Annotated in this window: 16 protein-coding genes and 1 pseudogene; 11 read left to right on the top strand and 6 right to left on the bottom strand. The window is 39.0% G+C overall.

The window, feature by feature from the left end; all coding sequences use genetic code 11:
* Positions 1-16 precede the first annotated feature (16 nt).
* On the bottom strand, positions 17-583 hold the full coding sequence (locus tag QMA00_RS05035; protein WP_076921941.1) for a hypothetical protein: 567 nt from the start codon (positions 581-583) through the stop codon (positions 17-19).
* Positions 584-821: 238 nt separating this feature from the next.
* Between QMA00_RS05035 and QMA00_RS05030 the strand changes: the two genes are divergently transcribed.
* From QMA00_RS05030 to QMA00_RS04995, 8 genes and pseudogenes are all read left to right on the top strand, one after another.
* The gene (locus tag QMA00_RS05030; RefSeq protein ID WP_076921942.1) at positions 822-2840 is read left to right on the top strand and encodes an ATP-binding protein; all 2019 of its coding nucleotides are present in this window, start codon (positions 822-824) and stop codon (positions 2838-2840) included.
* Between the two features lie 51 nt (positions 2841-2891).
* Positions 2892-3509 carry a hypothetical protein gene (locus QMA00_RS05025; RefSeq protein WP_076921943.1) on the top strand — a complete coding sequence of 206 codons (618 nt, stop codon included), beginning with the start codon at positions 2892-2894 and terminating at the stop codon, positions 3507-3509.
* A gap of 96 nt (positions 3510-3605) precedes the next feature.
* Positions 3606-4499, top strand: coding sequence for a WYL domain-containing protein (locus tag QMA00_RS05020; protein WP_254843653.1), 894 nt, complete (start codon positions 3606-3608; stop codon positions 4497-4499).
* A gap of 78 nt (positions 4500-4577) precedes the next feature.
* Positions 4578-5675: a cell division protein FtsZ gene (locus tag QMA00_RS05015; RefSeq protein WP_076921944.1), complete on the top strand. Its 1098-nt coding sequence runs from the start codon at positions 4578-4580 to the stop codon at positions 5673-5675.
* Between the two features lie 85 nt (positions 5676-5760).
* Complete coding sequence (locus tag QMA00_RS05010) at positions 5761-6480, top strand: Sir2 family NAD-dependent protein deacetylase (protein ID WP_076921945.1); 720 nt, start codon at positions 5761-5763, stop codon at positions 6478-6480.
* Positions 6481-6635: 155 nt separating this feature from the next.
* Positions 6636-7451, top strand: a complete 816-nt coding sequence (locus QMA00_RS05005) for a TlpA disulfide reductase family protein (RefSeq protein WP_076921946.1) — start codon at positions 6636-6638, stop codon at positions 7449-7451.
* Between the two features lie 256 nt (positions 7452-7707).
* Positions 7708-10638 carry a TonB-dependent receptor gene (locus QMA00_RS05000; protein ID WP_076921947.1) on the top strand — a complete coding sequence of 977 codons (2931 nt, stop codon included), beginning with the start codon at positions 7708-7710 and terminating at the stop codon, positions 10636-10638.
* A 115-nt stretch (positions 10639-10753) separates the two neighbouring features.
* A pseudogene (locus QMA00_RS04995) lies at positions 10754-11401 on the top strand (response regulator).
* Between the two features lie 26 nt (positions 11402-11427).
* Here QMA00_RS04995 and QMA00_RS04990 read toward each other — a convergent pair.
* From QMA00_RS04990 to QMA00_RS04970, 5 genes are all read right to left on the bottom strand, one after another.
* Entirely contained in the window at positions 11428-13515 is a 2088-nt protein-coding gene (locus QMA00_RS04990; RefSeq protein WP_076921948.1) for a bifunctional diguanylate cyclase/phosphodiesterase, read from the bottom strand.
* 182 nt (positions 13516-13697) lie between these two features.
* The gene (locus QMA00_RS04985; RefSeq protein ID WP_076921949.1) at positions 13698-14378 is read right to left on the bottom strand and encodes an SDR family oxidoreductase; all 681 of its coding nucleotides are present in this window, start codon (positions 14376-14378) and stop codon (positions 13698-13700) included.
* Positions 14379-14636: 258 nt separating this feature from the next.
* Positions 14637-15983 (bottom strand): N-succinylarginine dihydrolase, encoded by a 1347-nt coding sequence (gene astB, locus QMA00_RS04980; RefSeq protein WP_076921950.1) that lies wholly within the window; start codon positions 15981-15983, stop codon positions 14637-14639.
* A 429-nt stretch (positions 15984-16412) separates the two neighbouring features.
* Positions 16413-17507, bottom strand: coding sequence for an L-dopachrome tautomerase-related protein (locus QMA00_RS04975; protein ID WP_076921951.1), 1095 nt, complete (start codon positions 17505-17507; stop codon positions 16413-16415).
* Between the two features lie 47 nt (positions 17508-17554).
* Complete coding sequence (locus QMA00_RS04970) at positions 17555-17989, bottom strand: MarR family transcriptional regulator (protein WP_076921952.1); 435 nt, start codon at positions 17987-17989, stop codon at positions 17555-17557.
* 129 nt (positions 17990-18118) lie between these two features.
* On the opposite strand from QMA00_RS04970, the gene QMA00_RS04965 reads away from it, so the two are divergent.
* The 3 genes from QMA00_RS04965 (at position 18119) to QMA00_RS04955 (ending at position 20135) form a co-directional block, all read left to right on the top strand.
* A complete protein-coding gene (locus QMA00_RS04965) occupies positions 18119-18547 on the top strand; it encodes an organic hydroperoxide resistance protein (RefSeq protein WP_013462947.1) in 429 nt (142 codons plus the stop codon).
* Between the two features lie 201 nt (positions 18548-18748).
* Positions 18749-19105: a metalloregulator ArsR/SmtB family transcription factor gene (locus tag QMA00_RS04960; RefSeq protein ID WP_076921953.1), complete on the top strand. Its 357-nt coding sequence runs from the start codon at positions 18749-18751 to the stop codon at positions 19103-19105.
* A 16-nt stretch (positions 19106-19121) separates the two neighbouring features.
* Complete coding sequence (locus tag QMA00_RS04955) at positions 19122-20135, top strand: ArsJ-associated glyceraldehyde-3-phosphate dehydrogenase (RefSeq protein ID WP_013462949.1); 1014 nt, start codon at positions 19122-19124, stop codon at positions 20133-20135.
* Positions 20136-20145 lie beyond the last annotated feature (10 nt).

Below are 20145 nucleotides of genomic sequence, written 5' to 3'. Positions count from 1 at the left end.
GAATAAGCGATCAAAGTTAATGCAATTGGGTGATCAAAGCTGGAGAGAATATGCAATTAGCCATTGTAACTGGGGTTACGTTTATATAGTGGAAGCTATCCAAGCGGCTAAGTACTTTATTTAAAGCTTCGGTAGAAATTGAATTTTTAAATAACGCAGATAATTGCTCGGCAAGAGGGATGGGGTCTATTTCTCTCTCAAATCCATCGCTAAAAACAATATCCTCCCCGAATTCACCATAGTTTTCGAGGTCTAACTCTTTTGAAGTACAAAGATAAACCATGCCGTCGCCTTTGTGACGCCATTCAAGTATTTCAAATAAGGCTAAGGCTATTTTAATATCAAGCGGTTGTAAGTTAGGGTTGGATATAACATTTAAAGCAAAGTGTTCGTCTCCTTCAGGTGCTTTATCAAATGCAAAAATATCGCCATTGTTATTTTTAGTAGAGCTTTGTAGTAATAGGCGATGAATGTATGTCTCATCACGAGCTCTATATTCTTTCGATAATTTTGAGTTTTGGTGTTTATTTTTGATAGTAATAGGGTTGTCAAATGAGCCTGGGTTTTTATTTATTATTTCCATATAAATCCTAATAAAGTTTATATTAACGCTTCAACTCAATTTATTTAATTTTTTTCTTTTTTAAACAAAACCTTACAAGGTATTGCAACTCCTCAATGAAAAAAACAAATAGAACCACATTTAATTTATTTAAAATCAATGCATTACGCATGATTTTTTGTGCGTTTTTTACGTTATAAAATACTAGTTTATACCAGTTACTATGTACTTACTGATTATAAACAACTAGGTACACAGCATGAACACGACCCCCCAATTAAAACGTATTGTGGCACACTTTGCCACTGAATTATTAGAAGAGTTCGATGTAGAAGAGCTTTGGCACGATAAGCTATTTAAAAAGGCTTTGTGTAACATTTCGGGCTTTAGCTATACAAATTTACAGGGCTTAGATGCTGATGATTTGATCTCGAGATTAGATCATTTAGCAATAAATATTACGCCTAAAACGCTACAAAAAAATGTACATATATTTTGTAAAGCGTTTTGTTTACCAAAAACGGTTACTCCTTTAGTTATTTTTTCTTGCTGTATGACGCTCAGTAAGCCATTGCGCGAACTTGTTGAATACTTACGCGACGATTACGCGAGCGTTATTTTAGAAAAAATAGCTTATGTGATTGGTATTGATGAAGCACTACTCAACAAGCAAATAGGGTTAATTATTGAATCTGGCATGTTTTCAATGGATATGGAGATATTTGCAGGGGAAGATGAGTTTTTAATATTACCAAACGCAATTGCTAAAAGTCTTCTCGAAGGTAAGTTAAATAGTGAAAGTGATATTTTATCTAACTTGGTCTCTCCTTGTGAAACTTCTGAGCTTAGCGCTGCTGATTTATCTCACTTAGATTTAAATACTTTACTAAAAGCTACGCAAAATGCGACTAAGACGGGTGATCAAGCATTAAGTATTCTATTTTATGGTGTACCAGGTTCGGGTAAAACTTCATTGGCGAAATATATAGCGCAAGCCTCTGGTGCGCAGTTGCTTAAGGTACAAGCTAAAGGTAGTAACTTAATAAATCCAACAAACGAGCTCGATAGCCGAAGTGCAAGTTCTGAGCTGCGTTTAGAGCACTTTAATGTGGTGAGTAAGTTGGTAGGTAAACGTAAAAAAACAATGCTGCTACTGGATGAGTGTGAAAACATTTTTGAGCGTGATTTATTCTCTAAAAGCTTCTCTAAAGAGCTACTTCATACCTACATTGAGAACCACCCTGTGGTGAGTATTTGGATCACTAATCATTTAGAGGATTTACCACAGAGCGTTATTAGACGATTTAATATTGTTTACGAAATTCCTGAGCTAAACAGAACGACTAAAGAAAAAATGATCGGTAAATATGTTAAAGGCTTGAGTGTTGGTAACAGTTTTATAAGTAAATTAGCTGCCCAACAAAACTTATTGCCAGCTCATATTGCTAAAGCTGTTCATGTAGCCAGGTTATGCGGATTTAAAGCACAAACCGCGCGTGACTGCATAGAAGAGAATATTCAAGATACTTTAACTGCATGCGGCTTTTCTGCTCACGAATTAACTTATCAAGCAGCGCAAAAGTTTAATCCTAAAATGGTGAATATAGAGTCTGAGTATGCGTCACTCGAACAGGTAGAAGAGGCTGTAATTGAATATTCAAGTTCACGAACTCTCCTAACGGGCCCGCCAGGCACCGGTAAAACAGCTTTTGTAAATTACTTATGCGAAAAAGCAGATTTTAAACTTATTTCGGTCAAAGCATCTGACTTATTAAGTATGTGGGTTGGCGAAAATGAGAAAAATATTGCTCAATTATTTAAACAAGCTACACAGGAGGGGAGTGCAATATTTATTGATGAGGCTGATGGTTTGTTGTGCAGCCGTGAACAAGCGACGGCAAACTGGGAGGTGCAAACAGTCAATGAATTATTATGCCAAATGGAGCAATTTCAACTCCCACTTTTTGCCGCAACTAACTTTACTAAAAATTTAGATAAAGCGGTAATGAGGCGATTTGATTTTTATTTAAACTTAACCTATTTGACTGCGGTACAGGCTAAGCAATTATTTAAAGATACATTAGGCTCTGGAGTGTTAAATAAGCACTTAATGGATAAGTTATTCAAGCTTACAAAGCTCACACCAGGTGACTTTGCGATTGTAAAAAGGCAAATGAAGTTTTCAAAAAAGCGCATGACTCAAGAGAGCATGTTATCGATTTTACAAGAGCAAAACGACCTAAAAGAAGGTGGGAAGCAGAAGATTGGGTTTGTTTAACTATTATTAAAGTGTAGTGATATTTTAAAAAATCAATTCAAAGGAACAATAATGACTAAAGCAACTAAGATACAAGTTCAGGATACAATTTTAGACTCAATTCAAGACAGTTTAGAAAAAGCGCATCAATTAACGGGGGTCACATATAGGCAAATGCCAGAGTATTTTCTTAATGTGAGTATAGTAAATGCGTTATGTGATAAATTTCCAAATCTTGGCTATAGATTAGAGATACCAGTTCGAGAAGTATTAGGGAGTTTTGGGCTTATCGAAACCAGCAACGATCAAGATTTAAGAATTGGTGGTAAGTTTGACATAGCAATAGTCAGTCGTAAATCAAAAAGAATAAGGCATGTTATCGAAGTTAAACGCTCCATTAGTCAAAAGGAATTGTTGAAAGAGGCAAAGAGGATTTATACTTTGGCGGATGCCGAACATGGATCTAAGCGTTTACAAACGGGCTATATCGTTAGTGTTCGGCGCCTCAAAGAAACTCTAAAAAGTACAAAAGCAAGTGATTTAATAGACAAAAGATTAGATTACCTTAGTACACAGTTAGAAGGTAAAGCAAAAGTTAGTGTTAGATATAGCTTGTTAGAAGATGCTCAACCATATGGTTTTGATGACCAAGAAAAGTTGTTAATTAGTGTCTTTAGTATAAGTATTTAATTTATAGAATTAATCATGCAAGTTTTACGATACGAAATTATTTTAGATTGTATACCCGTTAGACCTTTTCGTAGGTCAACCTCTGAGCTGAAGCTTATGCTACTAAATCAAGGCTTTAAAGTAACAACTCGGATGCTCCAGCGAGACCTACAATCACTTTACGATCAAGGTTGTTTTGGGCTTGAAAAAGACACGCGTAGTAAGCCGTATGGTTGGTCTATCAATGCGCAGTGGCGAGGTGGTAGCGCTAAAATAATGAGCAGTGAAGTAGCTGAACATTATTTGTTGTTGGAGCAGTTACTGCCGCAATCTGTCCCGAGTTATGTTAAACAGTCGGTACATACTAAAGCAGAGCAGGCGCTTAAACGTTTTAATGGCCATGTACCTGACTGGCTTTCAAACTTGCCTAAGCCTTCATTAAAGGTGAATATTGATACTCATTTAGTGGCGCAAATTGAGCATGTGATTAAGCATAAGCGTGCAGTAAGCGCTGAGCTTTATAGGGTGCTTTATGATGAGGCACATTGGTTGAAGTTTGCTGAGTTGAGTTTTTACAACTTAGTTGAGCACGGCGGTGTGTTGATGGCGCAGTTTATGGTGGGGACGCTTCACGATAAGTGTTACCAGATGCCGGTTTACCGTATACGCAATATACACACTTTGCAAAAGACACGACGTGAGCCAAGTATTGGGCAGTTAAAGTCGTTACGTAGTGCGATTAACAAAGGCATGTTGCAAGAAGGGATTGAGTTAATTATAAAAGTCCCCAAACACTCTGCTGTTAATCAAGAGTTTATTGAGCTTGGCGAGCTGACTGATAAGCAACATATTGATGAAAAAAGTGTATTAGTTACTTACCAGACTATTGATACCGAGCAATTAACCGATGAATTATTTAAATTTTCTTATTGGCTAGAAGTAATTAAACCTGAAAAGTTGCGGCAAAGAATTGTTAGCAAGCTTCAAGCGGCCGCTAACATTTATAAATAACTCCAACTAGTTTAGGTGCGTCAATTTTTGACGCACCTATTTGTTATGCTCCTTTAAAAGTTAAGGAGTGATTAGATTATGTTTCAATTAATTCAACAAAATGATGGTTTATCGATTGGTGTATTTGGTATTGGTGGGTGTGGCTGTAATACGCTTAACAGTATTTTTGAACAACGCGAGTCTGAGCAGGCGCACTTGTACAGTGTTAATACCGACAAAGTGGTACTCGAGCATACGAAAAGTGATGAAACGGTACTTATAGGTGCAGAGCTCACTCATGGCTATGGTGCAGGCGCTGACCCTAAAGTTGGGCTACAAGCAGCGGAAGAGAGTAAAGAGCAGCTTTTAACGCTCATTAATGGCTGCGATATAATACTGTGTGCTACAGGGCTGGGGGGTGGTACTGGAACTGGCGCTAGCCCTTACATTGCAGAGCTTGCAAGTGAGCAAGGTAAACCCATTATATTCGTTGCCACATTACCTTTTAGTAGTGAAGGCGAGTTTAGAAGCAACATTGCGCAAACCGGCCTAAATGCTCTCAAAGAACATGCTAATGCGGTTATTACACTCCCAAACGATCAACTTATTGAAGTACTTGGTAATGATATTGGCTTATTTGATGCGTTTAAACACTCAAACCAAATACTCCACTCACTGATAAAATCACTCATCGATATGCTGTGCTATCAAGGCCTAATAAATGTTGATTTAAACGATTTTGCTAAAATTATGGATTGCCAGGGTGATGCAGTACTAGGTGTTGGTAAATGCGATGAAGAAAGCGAGCTAACTAATGCGCTTGATGGAGCACTTAATAACCCGTTAGTTAATCAAGTTGATATGTCATCAAGTACCGGTGTAATTATACAGGTAAACTGTAAGGAAGAGATTTCACTGGGTAGTTATAACCTGATTACCGATACAGTGCGCCAGCAGGTGAGCCCAAATGCGTTGGTTATTTGTGGTGTTTCAAAAATAGAAAATTTAGCAACGAATTATGAACTGTTGATCATCGCCACTGGTGCAAGCGCTAAGATGATTGTTGAACCTTTTAATAGAGCGCCTAGTAGCGAAACCGAACAATCGCCAGCTGCGAGAGCCAAACCTCAACCCTCTGATATTTTTGACATACCAGCGTTTATACGTAATCAAGCCCCCGCACCTAGTAAAGAATAATTAACTATAAAAATACTTACAGTTAGGATCTAAAAACAAAGTTTTATAAAGTATTATAGGTTTATTGAAAATAAGAGATGGCTTTATGAATACTTTATACATTACAGGGGCTGGAGTAAGTGCTGCTAGCGGTATTCCCACCTTTCGCGGTGAGGATGGCTTTTGGACCATTGGTAGTAAAAACTATACGCCAATGGAAATGGCGACACGTGCAATGTATGAAAATAACCCAAGTGAGTTTTTAGCTTGGTATTATCATCGCTTTGCAACTTATCGTCATCATGGTCCTAACGAAGTGCATCATTGGCTTAGTGATAAAAACTTAATAACTCAAAATATTGATGGGCTAGATGGTAAGGCGGGTAATAAAAATTACATTGCGATTCATGGTCGGCTTGATCAAATGACGCTGTTTCATCATCAAGGTGATAACGTTACACCACAAGCTACGCTATGGAGTAATGTTGATGAGAGCAACTTACATCGCTCTCTACTTGCGTTATTCAATATTGAAAACCATCAGCCAAAGCTTAATCATTCTTTAAAGCCCTTTGTGCTGTTATTTGATGAATATTACACCGAGCTATACCGTATTACTGAGGCGCAGCAGCGAATGATTGATGCCGATAAAATGGTATTTATGGGGACCTCTTTTAGTGTAAACATTACCCAAATGGCACTAGAGATTGCACGTAATTATGCTATTCCAATTGAAATTGTTGACCCTGAACCTACTCATGTATTGCACTCAAATGTAAGCTATAAAAAAATGACTGCATTGGAGTACATACAGCAACAAGGTTAATTAGGTAAATAGGTTATGTATTGCAGCTGGTATACATAACCTATTATGCGTTATTAATAATCAGTACAACTTACATTATGTTATTGTTGGTATTTAATTCACGCTGGTACTCGTTATTTTAGGTACTTAAAAATATTATTAAGAAGACGGTAGCAATGTTAAGTATTTCTCTTGGACCTTTGGTTATTTCCATTTCTCAGTTAATTATTTTTTTAGGGTTAGGCATTTTTTGGGGGCTCACCTATTTATTAACGCGCCAACATCCATTACAAAAAGCGATTTTAGATACGGTTTTTAAAGCAATTGTGGTGGGCTTTTTAGTCTCGCGTTTAGCGTTTGTGTTTACCATGTGGGATGCCTATCAAGGTAACTGGTGGCAGCTTTTTAATATTAGCGACGGTGGCTTTATTGGTTATTATGGTTGGCTCAGCGGTATAGTGGTTTTAGCGTTTTATGCACGTGGTAAAAAAGCGGTAATGAAAAACTACGCTATTGCTGGGTTTGTTGGTTTTTGTTCAATGATTATTCCTAACTTTGCGCTGTCTATCTACCAAACGGGTGTGCAGTTACCGCAGTCTGTTGTGCATAATATGCAAGGGCAGCAAGTTAACTTACAAAACTTCAAAGGTAAGCCGGTGGTGATTAACTTTTGGGCGTCGTGGTGTCCGCCGTGTCGAAAAGAAATGCCGGTACTGCAAGCGGCTCAAAAAAATAACCCGAATATCACGGTGGCATTTGTCAATCAAGGCGAAGACTTACACACGGTAAAAGCGTTCCTTGATGAACAGCAACTCGACCTAAATCATGTGTTTTTTGATCAAAGTAGTAATGTGAGTCGCGAATCAGGTGCTGCGGGCTTACCAACCACTTTGTTTTATAATAGCCAAGGTGAGTTAGTTACCAGTCATATGGGAGAACTTTCTCATGCGAGTTTAGGCTATTATATTCAAGCTATTAGTGATAAAAAATAACGGTGTATTGCTGTTTAATCGCGTCATTCCTTTTTTATGCTCTTTTAATAAGCAGCTAAATAGCAATTTTGCTGCTTAACTTCCTACCTTTATTTGAATTGACTATTTTTTGATAGTTTATTCAGTTACTTATCAGTTTACATTAACAAACTATTAAGCTTGGTTGTGTAAAATACAGCTACTTTTTTCGTATCAGCTTTAGCCGGTACGCTCATCTTTAAGTGTTAACTGTATTTTAAATGGAACTGTTAAAACTATGACCGCTCATCGAATAAGCCACGCTGCACATCACTCTTTTCCACTTTTTATTAAATCAACGCTATGCGTGTCTATTCTATCTGTTATCAATCATGCATATGCTGATGAAGCAGCAGATAAAGCATTAAAAAGCAAAGATATGGAAGTCATTGAGGTGCGTGGTATTCGTTCCAGTATGGCGGCTAATTTAGATATAAAGCGTTTATCGAGCTCTGTGGTTGATGCCATAACAGCAGAAGATATTGGTAAGTTTCCTGATAAAAATGTCGCTGATTCATTACAACGCGTACCTGGCGTGGTGATTGACCGTGACGGAGGCGAAGGCTCATCGGTAAGTATTAGGGGGTTATCATCTGAACTCACCTTTTCTCAGCTAAATGGTAATTTTATTGCGTCATCACCAGGTGAGCCATCTCGTTCGTTTGATTATGCATTACTCCCCTCAGCCATGATTGAAAGCGTGGAAGTGTATAAATCACCAGAGGCACGTTTAGACGAAGGTGGTGTGGGCGGCACGGTATTAATGCATAGTCGTAAACCGCTAAGTATGGAGGCAAACTCTGGGATAATTAACATTGAAAGCACCTATGCCGATGTGACTGAAGAGTCTGAGCCGCAGTTAACTGCGCTTTATTCTTGGAAGAATGAGGCTGATACCTTTGGGGTGTTGCTTGGTTATACCTCACAAAAACGCACTAACCGAACTCTCTCAGGAGGCACAGATGCAAACGTATGGCGCTTTGCCGGCGATAACCCGATAGATACCAATGGTGAGCTGGTTGAAAACAATAATCAGTGGGACTCAATAAGTGATGCTCAGGGTAATAATTATAACGATGTTTGGTTTCCTCAAGTGGTTCGTGGCTCAATTGTAAACGAATTACGTGAGCGAGAAGGGATGCAATTTAGCACGCAGTGGCGCCCAACCAGCCGTGTTGAAATTGGCTTTAACTATTTTGGATTTTCACTTGATAAAAATAGAACTGAGTCGGTGATTGATATACCTGAATGGTCTTTAAATCCTGACTTTTTAACCGATGTAAGTTTGGATGAGTCGGGCACTATTATCAATGGGATGCAATTTGATGCAGCTGCAAGTGGCATAGAGAATGATATGCAATTGCCGTGGATGCGAGGCCGTTATGTGCGTGAAGAGTCGACCTCAGACACCTTTGATTTTAATTTAACCTATGAAGGCGATTATTTTAAAGCCCGTTTTGTGGCGGGCAATACGCGCTCTGAAGGCGGGCCAAAGGAGAGTTGGGAAGCGGCGTATAAAAGTTCAAACGCCGGTGAAAATGAAAGCCGTATAGAAAATGCATCGCAAACAGCGGGTTGGCAAATTAATGAAAACGATATTAGTTTAAATATAGACCCTAATACGCTAGCTAACTTATTAAATGGTGTGGGCGGTGGGCGCGATCCAGGCTCGTCAAATTCAAGCTTTGTGCGCAGTGAACTCGAAGAAGATTATTATCAAGCTGACTTTGATATTTATACCGATTGGGGCATTTTAAGAACAATTAAAACAGGGGTTAAGTACCGAGAAGCTACGCTGCATCGCGAAACCGGTAATACCTTCTTTTTAGATCCTAATTTTGATATTGCTGCAGCAGAAGCCAGCGAGGGGGGGATCACACGTTTTGACAGTTATCAGTGGAACAACGGTATGCCACTAGCACAAGACGTGTTTATTAACGAAGGTAACATTGCGGGTGGTTTTAATATTAACCAAATGCCCGGTATTGATTGGCAAAAATACCGCGATATTGTGACCAGTCATTATGTGCCGTATACACGCAAAGAAGATAACTTTATTTATGATATTGAAGAGCAAATAGCGGCGTTTTATCTGCAAGGTGACTTTGAGTTTAATAGCGTGCGAGGTAATTTAGGGGTACGGGTGGTGCGCACTAAAACCATGACATCATCAACCGACCTATATACTTATTTATTAGATCATACCAATGATGACAGCGGCGAGCCGGTAACCGGAGATGATCGATTTGTTGAAGACTATCAACTTATTACTCAAGAGAGTACCGATACTCAAATTCTTCCTAGCTTTAATATTGCATGGGATATAAGTGATGATGTAGTGGTGCGAGGCGCGGTTGCTAAAGTGATGTCACGACCTGATTATGCCGATTTAGGCGCACAACAACGCATTACCTTTGTCTCAGATGAGTGGGCAGACGATAGAGCTGAGTTTAATGAAATTCCGGGTTTTAGTGGCAGTGGCGGTAATAAAAACTTAAAGCCATTTGAGTCGGTGCAAGCTGATTTATCTATTGAATATTATTACAGCGAAGGCTCTGCCATTGGTTTAGCATTGTTTCATAAAACTGTTGATAATTTTGTTGTTCCCTTAGTTATTGACGTACAACAAGATTTTGCTGGTAAAGAGGGCATAGTTGAGGCAGGAAATATTACTGTATCGCCATATAGCACAGTAGGTAATGGCACTGATGCCGTATCTAAAGGGGCGGAAGTATTTATACAGCATGCCTTTGATAGTGGTTTTGGTTTTTATGCAAACTACACTTATAACAAAACCAATAAAGCCGATGTAAGTGTTAATGGTAAAGAGTTTGGTAAATCACCATTAATAGGCAGTGCTAAGTATCAATACAATACCTCGATATATTATGAGGGAGATGCCTTTAATGTTCGTGCTTCTTATAATAAACGCGGTGAAACCGTGTTGGGTTTAAACAGCGGCTTAAATGTATACCAAGACCCATACGAGCAAGTTGATGTAAATGCTTCGATTAATTTATTAGAGGATTTGAGTTTGACCGCTGCAGTTATTAATTTAACTAAATCTGAGTCGGTAAAGCGCCTAGGTAATGATACAGAGTCTCGGTTATTAAACTCAAGCTATTCGGGAAGACGTTATTATGCGGGCAAACTACCGTTTTTAAGCTGAGTGTGTTGAGTTTGGGTAAACAAGCTGCTTTGTTGCTGTTTTAGCTTTTTCTTGTAAGTTATTACTTTATAATGAGCGTTATAAAAATTATAGAATTAATAATAACAGGGTTGAAATGAGTGATTTAACGGCAATAGCCAACTTATCTATTTTATTAGTTGAGCCTTCTGAAGTTCAGTAAAAGCTAATAAAAAAATCACTGGCTCAGTGCGGTGTTACACAAATTGAAACGGCCAGCACTCAAGAAAACGCGTTGGCTGCTTTATCAAATTATCACCCTGATTTAGTCATTAGCAGCCTGTATTTAAGTGATGGCACAGCTGATTCTTTATTACAGGCAATACGCAGTAATAGTAATACCGAGCAACAAGTGGAACTAGAGCACTTTGATGTGACGCTTCTTAGAGTGCTTGTGGTTGATGACAGCCGTTTTGCGCGAAAACATATAATACGTGTCTTGGCGGGGATGGGAATTCTAGCACCGGTAGAGGCCGAAGACGCTAAACAAGCGATTGAAATGTTAAACAGCCAATCATTTGATTTAATTGTTACAGACTACAATATGCCAGAAATGGATGGTAAAGAATTAGCTGAAACGGTAAGGCAATCGAATGCGTACTCGCCTATTCCAATTCTGATGGTGAGCTCACAAGCTAACGATACCCATTTAGCTAATATTGCTCAAGCGGGTGTGGATACAATATGTGACAAACCGTTTGAGCCTGCTACGGTGCGCGATTTACTCTTTAAAATCATGAGCTAAAACATAACTATAAAAGCACTTTTTAACTAAAGTGCTTTTAAGTAACGCAATGAAAAATTGAGCAGCTTGGCGGCCGGCAAGGGCTTACTTAAATAAAATCCCTGAGCAATATCGCAGTTTAGCTCGTTGAGTAAATCTAGCTGCTCTTTGGTTTCTACCCCTTCAGCTACTACTTTTATTTCTAGGCTGTGTGACATAGCTATGGCCGCTTTCACTAAATTACAGTCTGCCTTGTTATCTGTTATACCAGTAATAAAGCTGCGGTCAATTTTTAGCACATCAAAAGGGTATTCTCGTAAGTAACTTAATGATGAATACCCTGTGCCAAAGTCGTCCATTGACAGCTTTATGCCCAGCTCATCAATTTGCAATAAGGCATCATGAATTGATGCTTGGCTATTCATCAGCACCCCTTCGGTAATTTCCAGCTCTAAACATTCATTATTAATACTATTTTTATGCAGAGTGTGTTTAATTATATTGACCAGTTCAGGGTCTCTGAATTGGCGCGGTGATAAATTAATCGCCATGGTATAGTTTTGCTTGTTAATTGATTGCCATTCATTTAAAAAGCGTAAGGCTTGTTGAAGAACAAATACACCAATAGGCGCAATTAAGCCGGTTTGCTCTGCAATTGGGATAAACTCATCTGGGGTGATTTCCCCTAACACTATATTATGCCAACGAAGCAAGGCTTCAGCGCCAACGATAGTGTTTGTTTTTACATCTATTTGTGGTTGGTAATAAAGCTCAAATTCATTACGCTCTAGTGCACCATGCATTTGCTCTTCTATTTCAAAGCGGCGGCGCATGGCGACGTTCATTTGTGGGGTGAAAAAAGAGAACGTGTTTCGCCCCATGGTTTTTGCTTGGTACATAGCGGTGTCGGCATTTCGTAACAACACCGAGGCGCAGGTGCCATCCTTAGGGGAAATAGCAATACCAATACTTAATGTCAGTATTAAGTCTCTGCCTACAAGTTTAAATGGTTTCTTAAATGCTTGAAGTAACCGCTCAGCAATCGCTAAAGCATCGCTTTCATCATTTAAATTGGATATTAAAACAATAAACTCATCGCCGCCCAATCGGCCTATTGTGTCATTTTTTTTAAGTGTTTGCTGTAATCTTGCTGCTGCCGCAATTAATAATTTATCCCCCACTTCATGGCCTAAAGAGTCATTTACTTTTTTAAAGTCATCAAGATCTAAAAAGAACACGGCGGCTTTTTCGTGGCTCTTTTGTGCTTCCAGTAATATTTGTGATAAGCGGTCTAGAGATAAAAAGCGATTAGGCAAATCGGTTAAACTATCAAAGTGGGCCTGATGGCGAATTAGTTCAGCGGAGCGGTGTAGTTCGCTAATATTACGAATAATCACCATAATTTGGTTTGTTTTGGGCAATAAACGCAATCTCGCTTCGTAATAAATTACGCCTTCAGGCATGCTTAATTCGTATTCAAAACTGACCATACTGTCTTGTGCTATCGTTTTTTCTATATGAACCTGAAACTTTTGCGCTATTTTTTCAGGTAATACATCCACCATTTTTTTACCAATAAACTGGTTAGGTGAAATATATAAATCGTTTTCATTGTTTGCATGGTAGTCAGTAATAGTGCCATTTTGCTCTAGTACAAAAAATAAATCAGGAATTGCCTCAAATAAAGTTTTGAGCATGGTGGCATTAAATACGGCTTCTGCTTGTGCTTTGTGAACCTCAGAAAGGCCAATATCAATACAGTACATTTGTTTGGTATTGTATTGATTAGTAAACATAACATGGCTTGAAAATACAGCCACATCATTACCTTCTTTATGTTTGAGGATAAGTTCTGAGGCGGGAATTTCAATATCATGCTTAATCCAATTACCATGCGCTTTAATAACGGGCTCTCGCATTGGTGCGGGTATAATTAAATTTTCGAGTTTTTTGCCAATGGCTTCTTGGTGTGTATACCCATAAAGCAATTCACTGCCTTTGTTCCAATAAATAACACGTCTTTGCTCATCGTAACCTTGTACTGAGATAGAATCGACAGCATCAAAAAGCTGGTGCAATGGGTCATTTGTAACATATTGATGAGTCGGTATATTATTAGTTTTATTGGGAGCCATTAAATAGGTTCCAGTTATTGAATTACTTTATTTATATAATAGACATAAAATTGTGATTTAGCATGGTAAGCGGCGTTTCAATAAGTGATTTTTTATTGATTGAATAGATAGTGATTTGAATAAAACACAGGTAAGCACTTTTATAGTAAAGGCCAGTAAACATTGGCCTTTACATTTTATTATTAGTTGGTGGGCATTAAATAGATTTCGCGTACGCTATTACGCTGATTAGCTTCAATGGCAAACAATACGGCGTCGGCTACATCTTGTGGGTCGAGTTTGTCGGGCTTTGCTTCATCAAAAAATGGGGTGTTTACCATTCCAGGGGCTATGGTGGTACAGCGGCCATGCCAAGGTTTCATTTCTTCTGCAAGGTTTTGACCAAAGCCATGGGCAAACCATTTAGTGGCACCATAAATAGAGCCGTCAATGGGTCTTCGCCCTGCTGCAGAGCTGGTTAAAATAAAATGTCCTTGTTTTTCACGTAAATGAGGCAAAGTGAGTTTGGCGGTCCACAGTAGTGCTTTAATATTAAGGTCAACCATGGCTGACCACTCTTTAGGATCGCCATTCTCTGTACCAGGTGATGACACACCCATGCCGGCGTTAGCAAATGCTGCGTCTAATCGCCCAAATTTTTCAACGCCTTTACTCACTACATTCTCAAGTTCATTAAATTCAGTGGCATCGGCTGAAACGCTAAATGCATTTTCATGGCCTAACTCGTCAACTAGTTTATTGAGTTTATCTTCGCTGCGCGCAGTTAATATTACTTTGTGGCCATTATTAACTAATGTTTTAGCAGTTGCCTCGCCAATGCCGCTCGATGCGCCGGTAATTAAAATTACTTTCTGTGTTGCCATGGTTTGTCTCCTTTTTTGGAATTCTGCCAAGCTTGAGTGTATAGACTCAATTAAATGAGTTAGTTAGGGTTAATTGAGTGACAGTAATGTCGTTTAAGCATGCTATCAGGAGTAATTCATTACCCTAATAGATAGAATCATATTTTTTTGAATAGTTAAGCTATAAGTATAATTATATAAACTTAACCTTAATTGAATTTAGAGAGATTAGCGATAAGGGTTTGAACGTATGTTTCAAACCCTAGTAGCCGAAAGCAATTAAGCTTCTAGTTGAAATGGGTATACCGATCCTAGGCTAAGTAACTGGGTTAACTCATCAAGCGCTTGATAACTTTCGGTTAATAACGCTGGATCGGCAAAATCGTTAGCACCGAGTTTATCGCGGTAATGGCGCGTAGCCCAATCACATAATTGGGTGTACTTTTGCTCATCTAAAATAACCTCAGGATTTACCGCTGCTAATTCTTGGCTATTAAGCGCGACGCGTAAACGCAAACAAGCAGGTCCGCCGCCATTTTGCATGCTTTGGCGTAAATCAAAAAACTGCACTTGATTTATGGGGTTATCGGCAATAATCATTTCTTCAATATACGCTTTTACAGCAGGATTACGCTGGCATTCTTGTGGGGCAACGAGCAACATTTTATCGTCACTAAGGCTAACCAGTTGGCTATTAAATAAATAGCTACTAACGGCATCTTGAATACTCACTTTGCTGGTTGGCACTTCAATAATATAAAGCTGTTTGTTACCTACATAGGCTTCGCGGATATCGTCTAATGCTTGCGTTTGATTTAAAAACGCCTGCTGATGGCATAATAAAACATTAGCGTTACCCACCGCGATTACATCATTATGGAACACCCCTTGGTCAATCACATCAGGGTTTTGTTGTAATAGTATTTGGCTGGTATCTTTTATATTGTGCAATCGACAAATGGCTTCAGACGCTTCCAAGGTTTGCCTTGCAGGGAACTTAACGGGTTTAACAAGCTGACTGTTAAAGGCACTTGCACCAAATACAAATAATTCTAGCCCGGTTTCACCATGGCTGTCGCACAGGCGAGTATGGTTTGCTGCGCCTTCATCACCAAAAAAACCTTGCTCAGGCAAATGTGAATGGTGTGCAAAGTATTGTTCGTTATTAAACATCGCTTTGAGCAAACGTGTAGTGGTGTTTGGCTCTAAAGAGCGATGAAATTTATTATTTAGATTAGCCGCAGTGAAGTGTACTTTGCCGTCGTTAGTATCAGGTGAAGGCGATACGGTGGCTGCATTAGCGGTCCACATGGCTGAGGCAGAATAACAAGCGCGCAATAAAATAGGATCGGCTTTAAAGGCTTTATTAATGACTTGTGCATCGTTGCCAGTAAACCCTAAACGCCGCAATACATTTAAATCTGGGCGAGCATGAGGCGCAAATACCCCTTGGGTTAAGCCTTTATCGTGCATGGCTTTCATTTTAGCCAAGCCCTGCAATACTGCTTCTTGCGGATTTGAAAAGCTCGCCGCGTTATTTAACGAGGCAACATTTCCATACGACAAACCTGCGTAGTTGTGAGTAGGGCCGACTAAGCCGTCAAAATTAACTTCTAAAGCATGCATACACGTTCCACTAACCAATTAAATAGTCTTTTACAATACAACGCTATGACTTAGCTTGCAAAGTCTGTTCAAAAATAGTTTTTAACGCGAGTAGATACGCTCTTTTTCACTGGTGGTATGCGTATTTGTTGGCTCATTAACTTGCCACACTGTGATATCTAAGCGCCATAAAAAATAAAGAGTGTTGTATAAATTAGACATAATTTTTTTCCTTGGTGTAACTAATGACAATTAAATATAAGGAAGAAGTATGCCAATTGTTTATTGAATATTTTATGAATATAAATCAGATATTTATTATTATTTCTTTAATACCTAGTTTGGTTGAGGCACCAAATTGGGGGAGTAATTATAAAATATGCACTTTTTTGGTGTGATGTTATAAAGCCCTGCATTACATGACAGGGCTAAGGTAATTACGTTAGGTTATTAACGACCTACTTTACCTTTTACAAGGGGCGTAAACGACATCACTTTAAACTTATTAGGGTTTTGAGTTTTATCATTGCTTAACACCGGCGAGTTGTGCAAATCGTTTACTGTAAAATATATTTTATGATTTGCACCATAACTAAAGCCATCTGGCCAGCTTAGGCGATCATCTTTAAATAACACTTCATAGTCGCCGCTTGGCTTTACGACACCAATAGCACCATTGGTTATATCGGTCACATAGACGTTACCGCCCCCATCCACCGTAATGCCGTCGGAAATGGGTTTAGTGCCGTAGCGCATTACTTTAGCTTCTAGCGCTTTTGCTGAAAGCTGCTCGTTGTTAATTGCGCTGGTGGCAATACGATAAACCGAAGTCCCCGACATTGACCCAAAGTAAAGCCAGTCTTCGTTAGGATCAAGCGTAATTGGGTTAACACCTAAACGCGCAGGTTGTCCGCCCAGGCGCATTGTTCGGCCATTAATAACCATATCAATATTTTCGGCGGTGGTGTATTGGCTATCTTGTAATACTCTTCGCGCTTCACCGGTTTTTAGGTTTACTATAATAATCGCAGCCTGACTGCCTTGTGCTGTATCGGCAATGTAAATAACGCCGTGTTTATTATCGATAACTAAATCGTTTAAAAACGAGGTATCGGTAATTGTTGGTTTGGCTAGGTAAATAATTTTATGCAGTTGCTCTTGGTTGGTATCCCAACCAACTAATCGCCCCGCATGATCAGGCCCTGAGGTATCAAGCATCCACAGTATGCCGTCACTTGATACATTAACACCGAGTACCCCGTAAAAGCCCTTACCTTTGTTGTATGCGTAAGCCCATTGCTCATTAGGGTAGGGTTTAGTGGTGCCATCACTTAATAGCTCCATGATTTTTTGATTTTGCCCATAAAAACCATGTATGGATAAAAACTTACGGCCAGATGGCGTAATGGCTATGTTGCCAGGCGGGTGTTGTGCATCAAATGTCGCAACAGTGGTTAATTCACTATTATTGGCAAGTGCTCCATTACTTACCAGTAATGTAATGCTGTAAGTAATAGCAATAAGTCGTTTTTTTAAATGAGTCATTAATTAACGCCTTGTTTGTTAAGTTATAGCTGGCTAAAGCTGGGTTTTTAGTCAGTTAGATCATTGACCACTAAGTCGAGTAACTGCATTAATTGTTGTGCTTGGGTTGTGTCGATACTGTCAAATTTGCAAAAAATCCTTTTTGGGATGTCGGCAGCTTCAAGTTTTAAAGAGTGACCCGTGTGAGTCAGTTGCACCAAACGCTTACGCTTATCGTGTTCGTCTTTTATAACGCTAAGTAATGACTTGTCGGTCATTTTTTTTAATATTTGAGTAAGCGCGCCACCATCAATTGCGGTTTTATCTATTAGCTCAGCGATGGTTACTTCATCTTGTTCCCACAGCGCCATCATAACAACATACTGAGGATAGGTAAGGTTAAGCTCAGCTAGAGGTTCTCGATAGGCACGGGCTATGCTGTTGGACGCCATATATAAACGATGGCATAACTGATTTTTTAATTTTAACTGTTCAAACGACATCGCTTTATCCTTCATTTCAATACAGAGTATTTTAGTTTGCATGCAAAGTATTTGCAATCGGAATTTAGTTGATCTATTATTTTGCATGCAAAGTAATTAACTTAAAAATTTTAATCTTAGGAGTTCACTATGAATGTATTACAAAATGTAGCTTATACAGCAAAAGCAACGGCAACAGGCGGACGTGAAGGCGTTGCTAAATCGGATGATGGTCGTTTAAATGTTAACTTATCAACACCTAAAGGGTTAGGTGGTGACGATGGACAAGGCACTAATCCAGAGCAATTATTTGCAGCAGGTTATGCTGCCTGTTTTATTGGTGCACTTAAGTTTGTAGCGGGTAGCGAAAAAATTGCGTTACCAAGTGATACTTACATTAACTCTGAAGTGTCTATTGGTGCGATTGATGCCGGTTTTGGTATTGCTGTAAAATTGGCTGTATCACTAGGTGATATGGACAAAGCAGCGGCACAAGCCTTGGTAGAGAAAGCACATCAAGTATGTCCATATTCAAATGCAACTCGCGGCAATATTGAAGTAGAGCTGTCGGTTATTTAATTAACCCCTTTATATTGTTTATAAAAACACGCCATGAGTGATCATTGCGTGTTTTTTATTGGGCACACCTCTAAAAGCCAAACTTGAGTTGACGCGGAAAATAGATAACTTTACCTGAATATATGAAATTTCACATATTCACTATTCCATATGTCTTTCTTTTCATATATTGTTGTTGTATGCAAAACAAGACTACACTGTATGAATCAACTAAATCCTCTGCATTTTTTTAAATGTATCGCTGACGACACCCGCTTAAAGATAATACTGCTTATTGCGCATGAAGATGAGTTATGTGTATGTGAATTAGTGGCGGCACTTGATGTAAGCCAGCCTAAAATTTCACGGCATTTAGCTGTATTACGTCAATGCGGTTTGCTTGCTGATCGTAAGCAAAATCAATGGGTGTTCTATAGCTTAAATAAATCACTACCTGATTGGGCGAAAGATGTAATTACAAAAACATTACATGCCACCCCTACATTTTATGAGCATCAATTAAAGCGTTTAAATGTGATGGGCAAGCGTCCTGAGCGAATTTTAAAATGCTGTGACTAACTAAAGGAATTTTATAATGACGATTAAAGTAGGCATAAATGGTTTTGGACGAATCGGACGTTTAACCTTACGAGCGGCAATTGATTGGCCTGAGGTTGAATTTGTACATGTTAATGATGTGGCTGCTGATGCGAAAACACATGCCCATTTATTAGAATTTGACTCGGTTCACGGGCGCCTAAAATATGAGGTGCAAGCCGATGATAATAGTTTTTCTGTAGCAAAGCATACGGTTAAAGTAACAAATAATAAATCGATTGCAGAGACTGACTGGTCACAATGTGATGTGGTGATTGAAGCCAGCGGTAAAATGAAAACCACAGAATTACTTAACGCTTATTTAGCGCAAGGTGTAAAGCGTGTGGTTGTTACTGCCCCAGTTAAAGAAGAAAGTGTTTTAAATGTGGTAATAGGGGTGAACGATCATCTTTATAATCCGCAGTTACATAAAATTGTTACCGCGGCTTCATGCACAACAAATTGTTTAGCGCCTGTGGTAAAAGTATTGCAAGAAAAAGTAGGGATTAAGCATGGATCCATAACAACGATTCATGACATTACCAACACCCAAACCATTATAGATGCACCTCATAAAGATTTACGTCGCGCGCGGTCATGCGGAACAAGTTTAATTCCTACCACTACCGGCAGTGCAACGGCTATTACGCAGATATTCCCTGAGCTAAAAGGAAAATTAAACGGCCATGCAGTTCGAGTCCCCCTAACGAATGCATCAATTACTGATTGCGTGTTTGAACTAGAGCGTGGTGTAACCGAACAAGAAGTGAATGGATGGTTTAAGCAAGCGGCTAATAACGAGCTAAAAGGCATTTTAGGCTATGAAGAAAAGCCATTGGTATCTATTGATTACAAAACAGACCCTCGTAGCACAATTATAGATGCGCTTTCGACAATGGTTATAAACCACACTCAACTTAAACTCTATGCTTGGTATGATAATGAATGGGGTTATGCCAACCGGACTGCTGAGCTGATGCTCAAAGTAGGACAAAGTGATTTAGTAAACTAGTTCAGGGTAT

Origin of the sequence: Pseudoalteromonas sp. APC 3694, assembly GCF_030407565.1 — a bacterium.
Taxonomy (GTDB): domain Bacteria; phylum Pseudomonadota; class Gammaproteobacteria; order Enterobacterales; family Alteromonadaceae; genus Pseudoalteromonas; species Pseudoalteromonas tetraodonis.
This window is presented reverse-complemented; position numbering and strand designations above follow the sequence as displayed.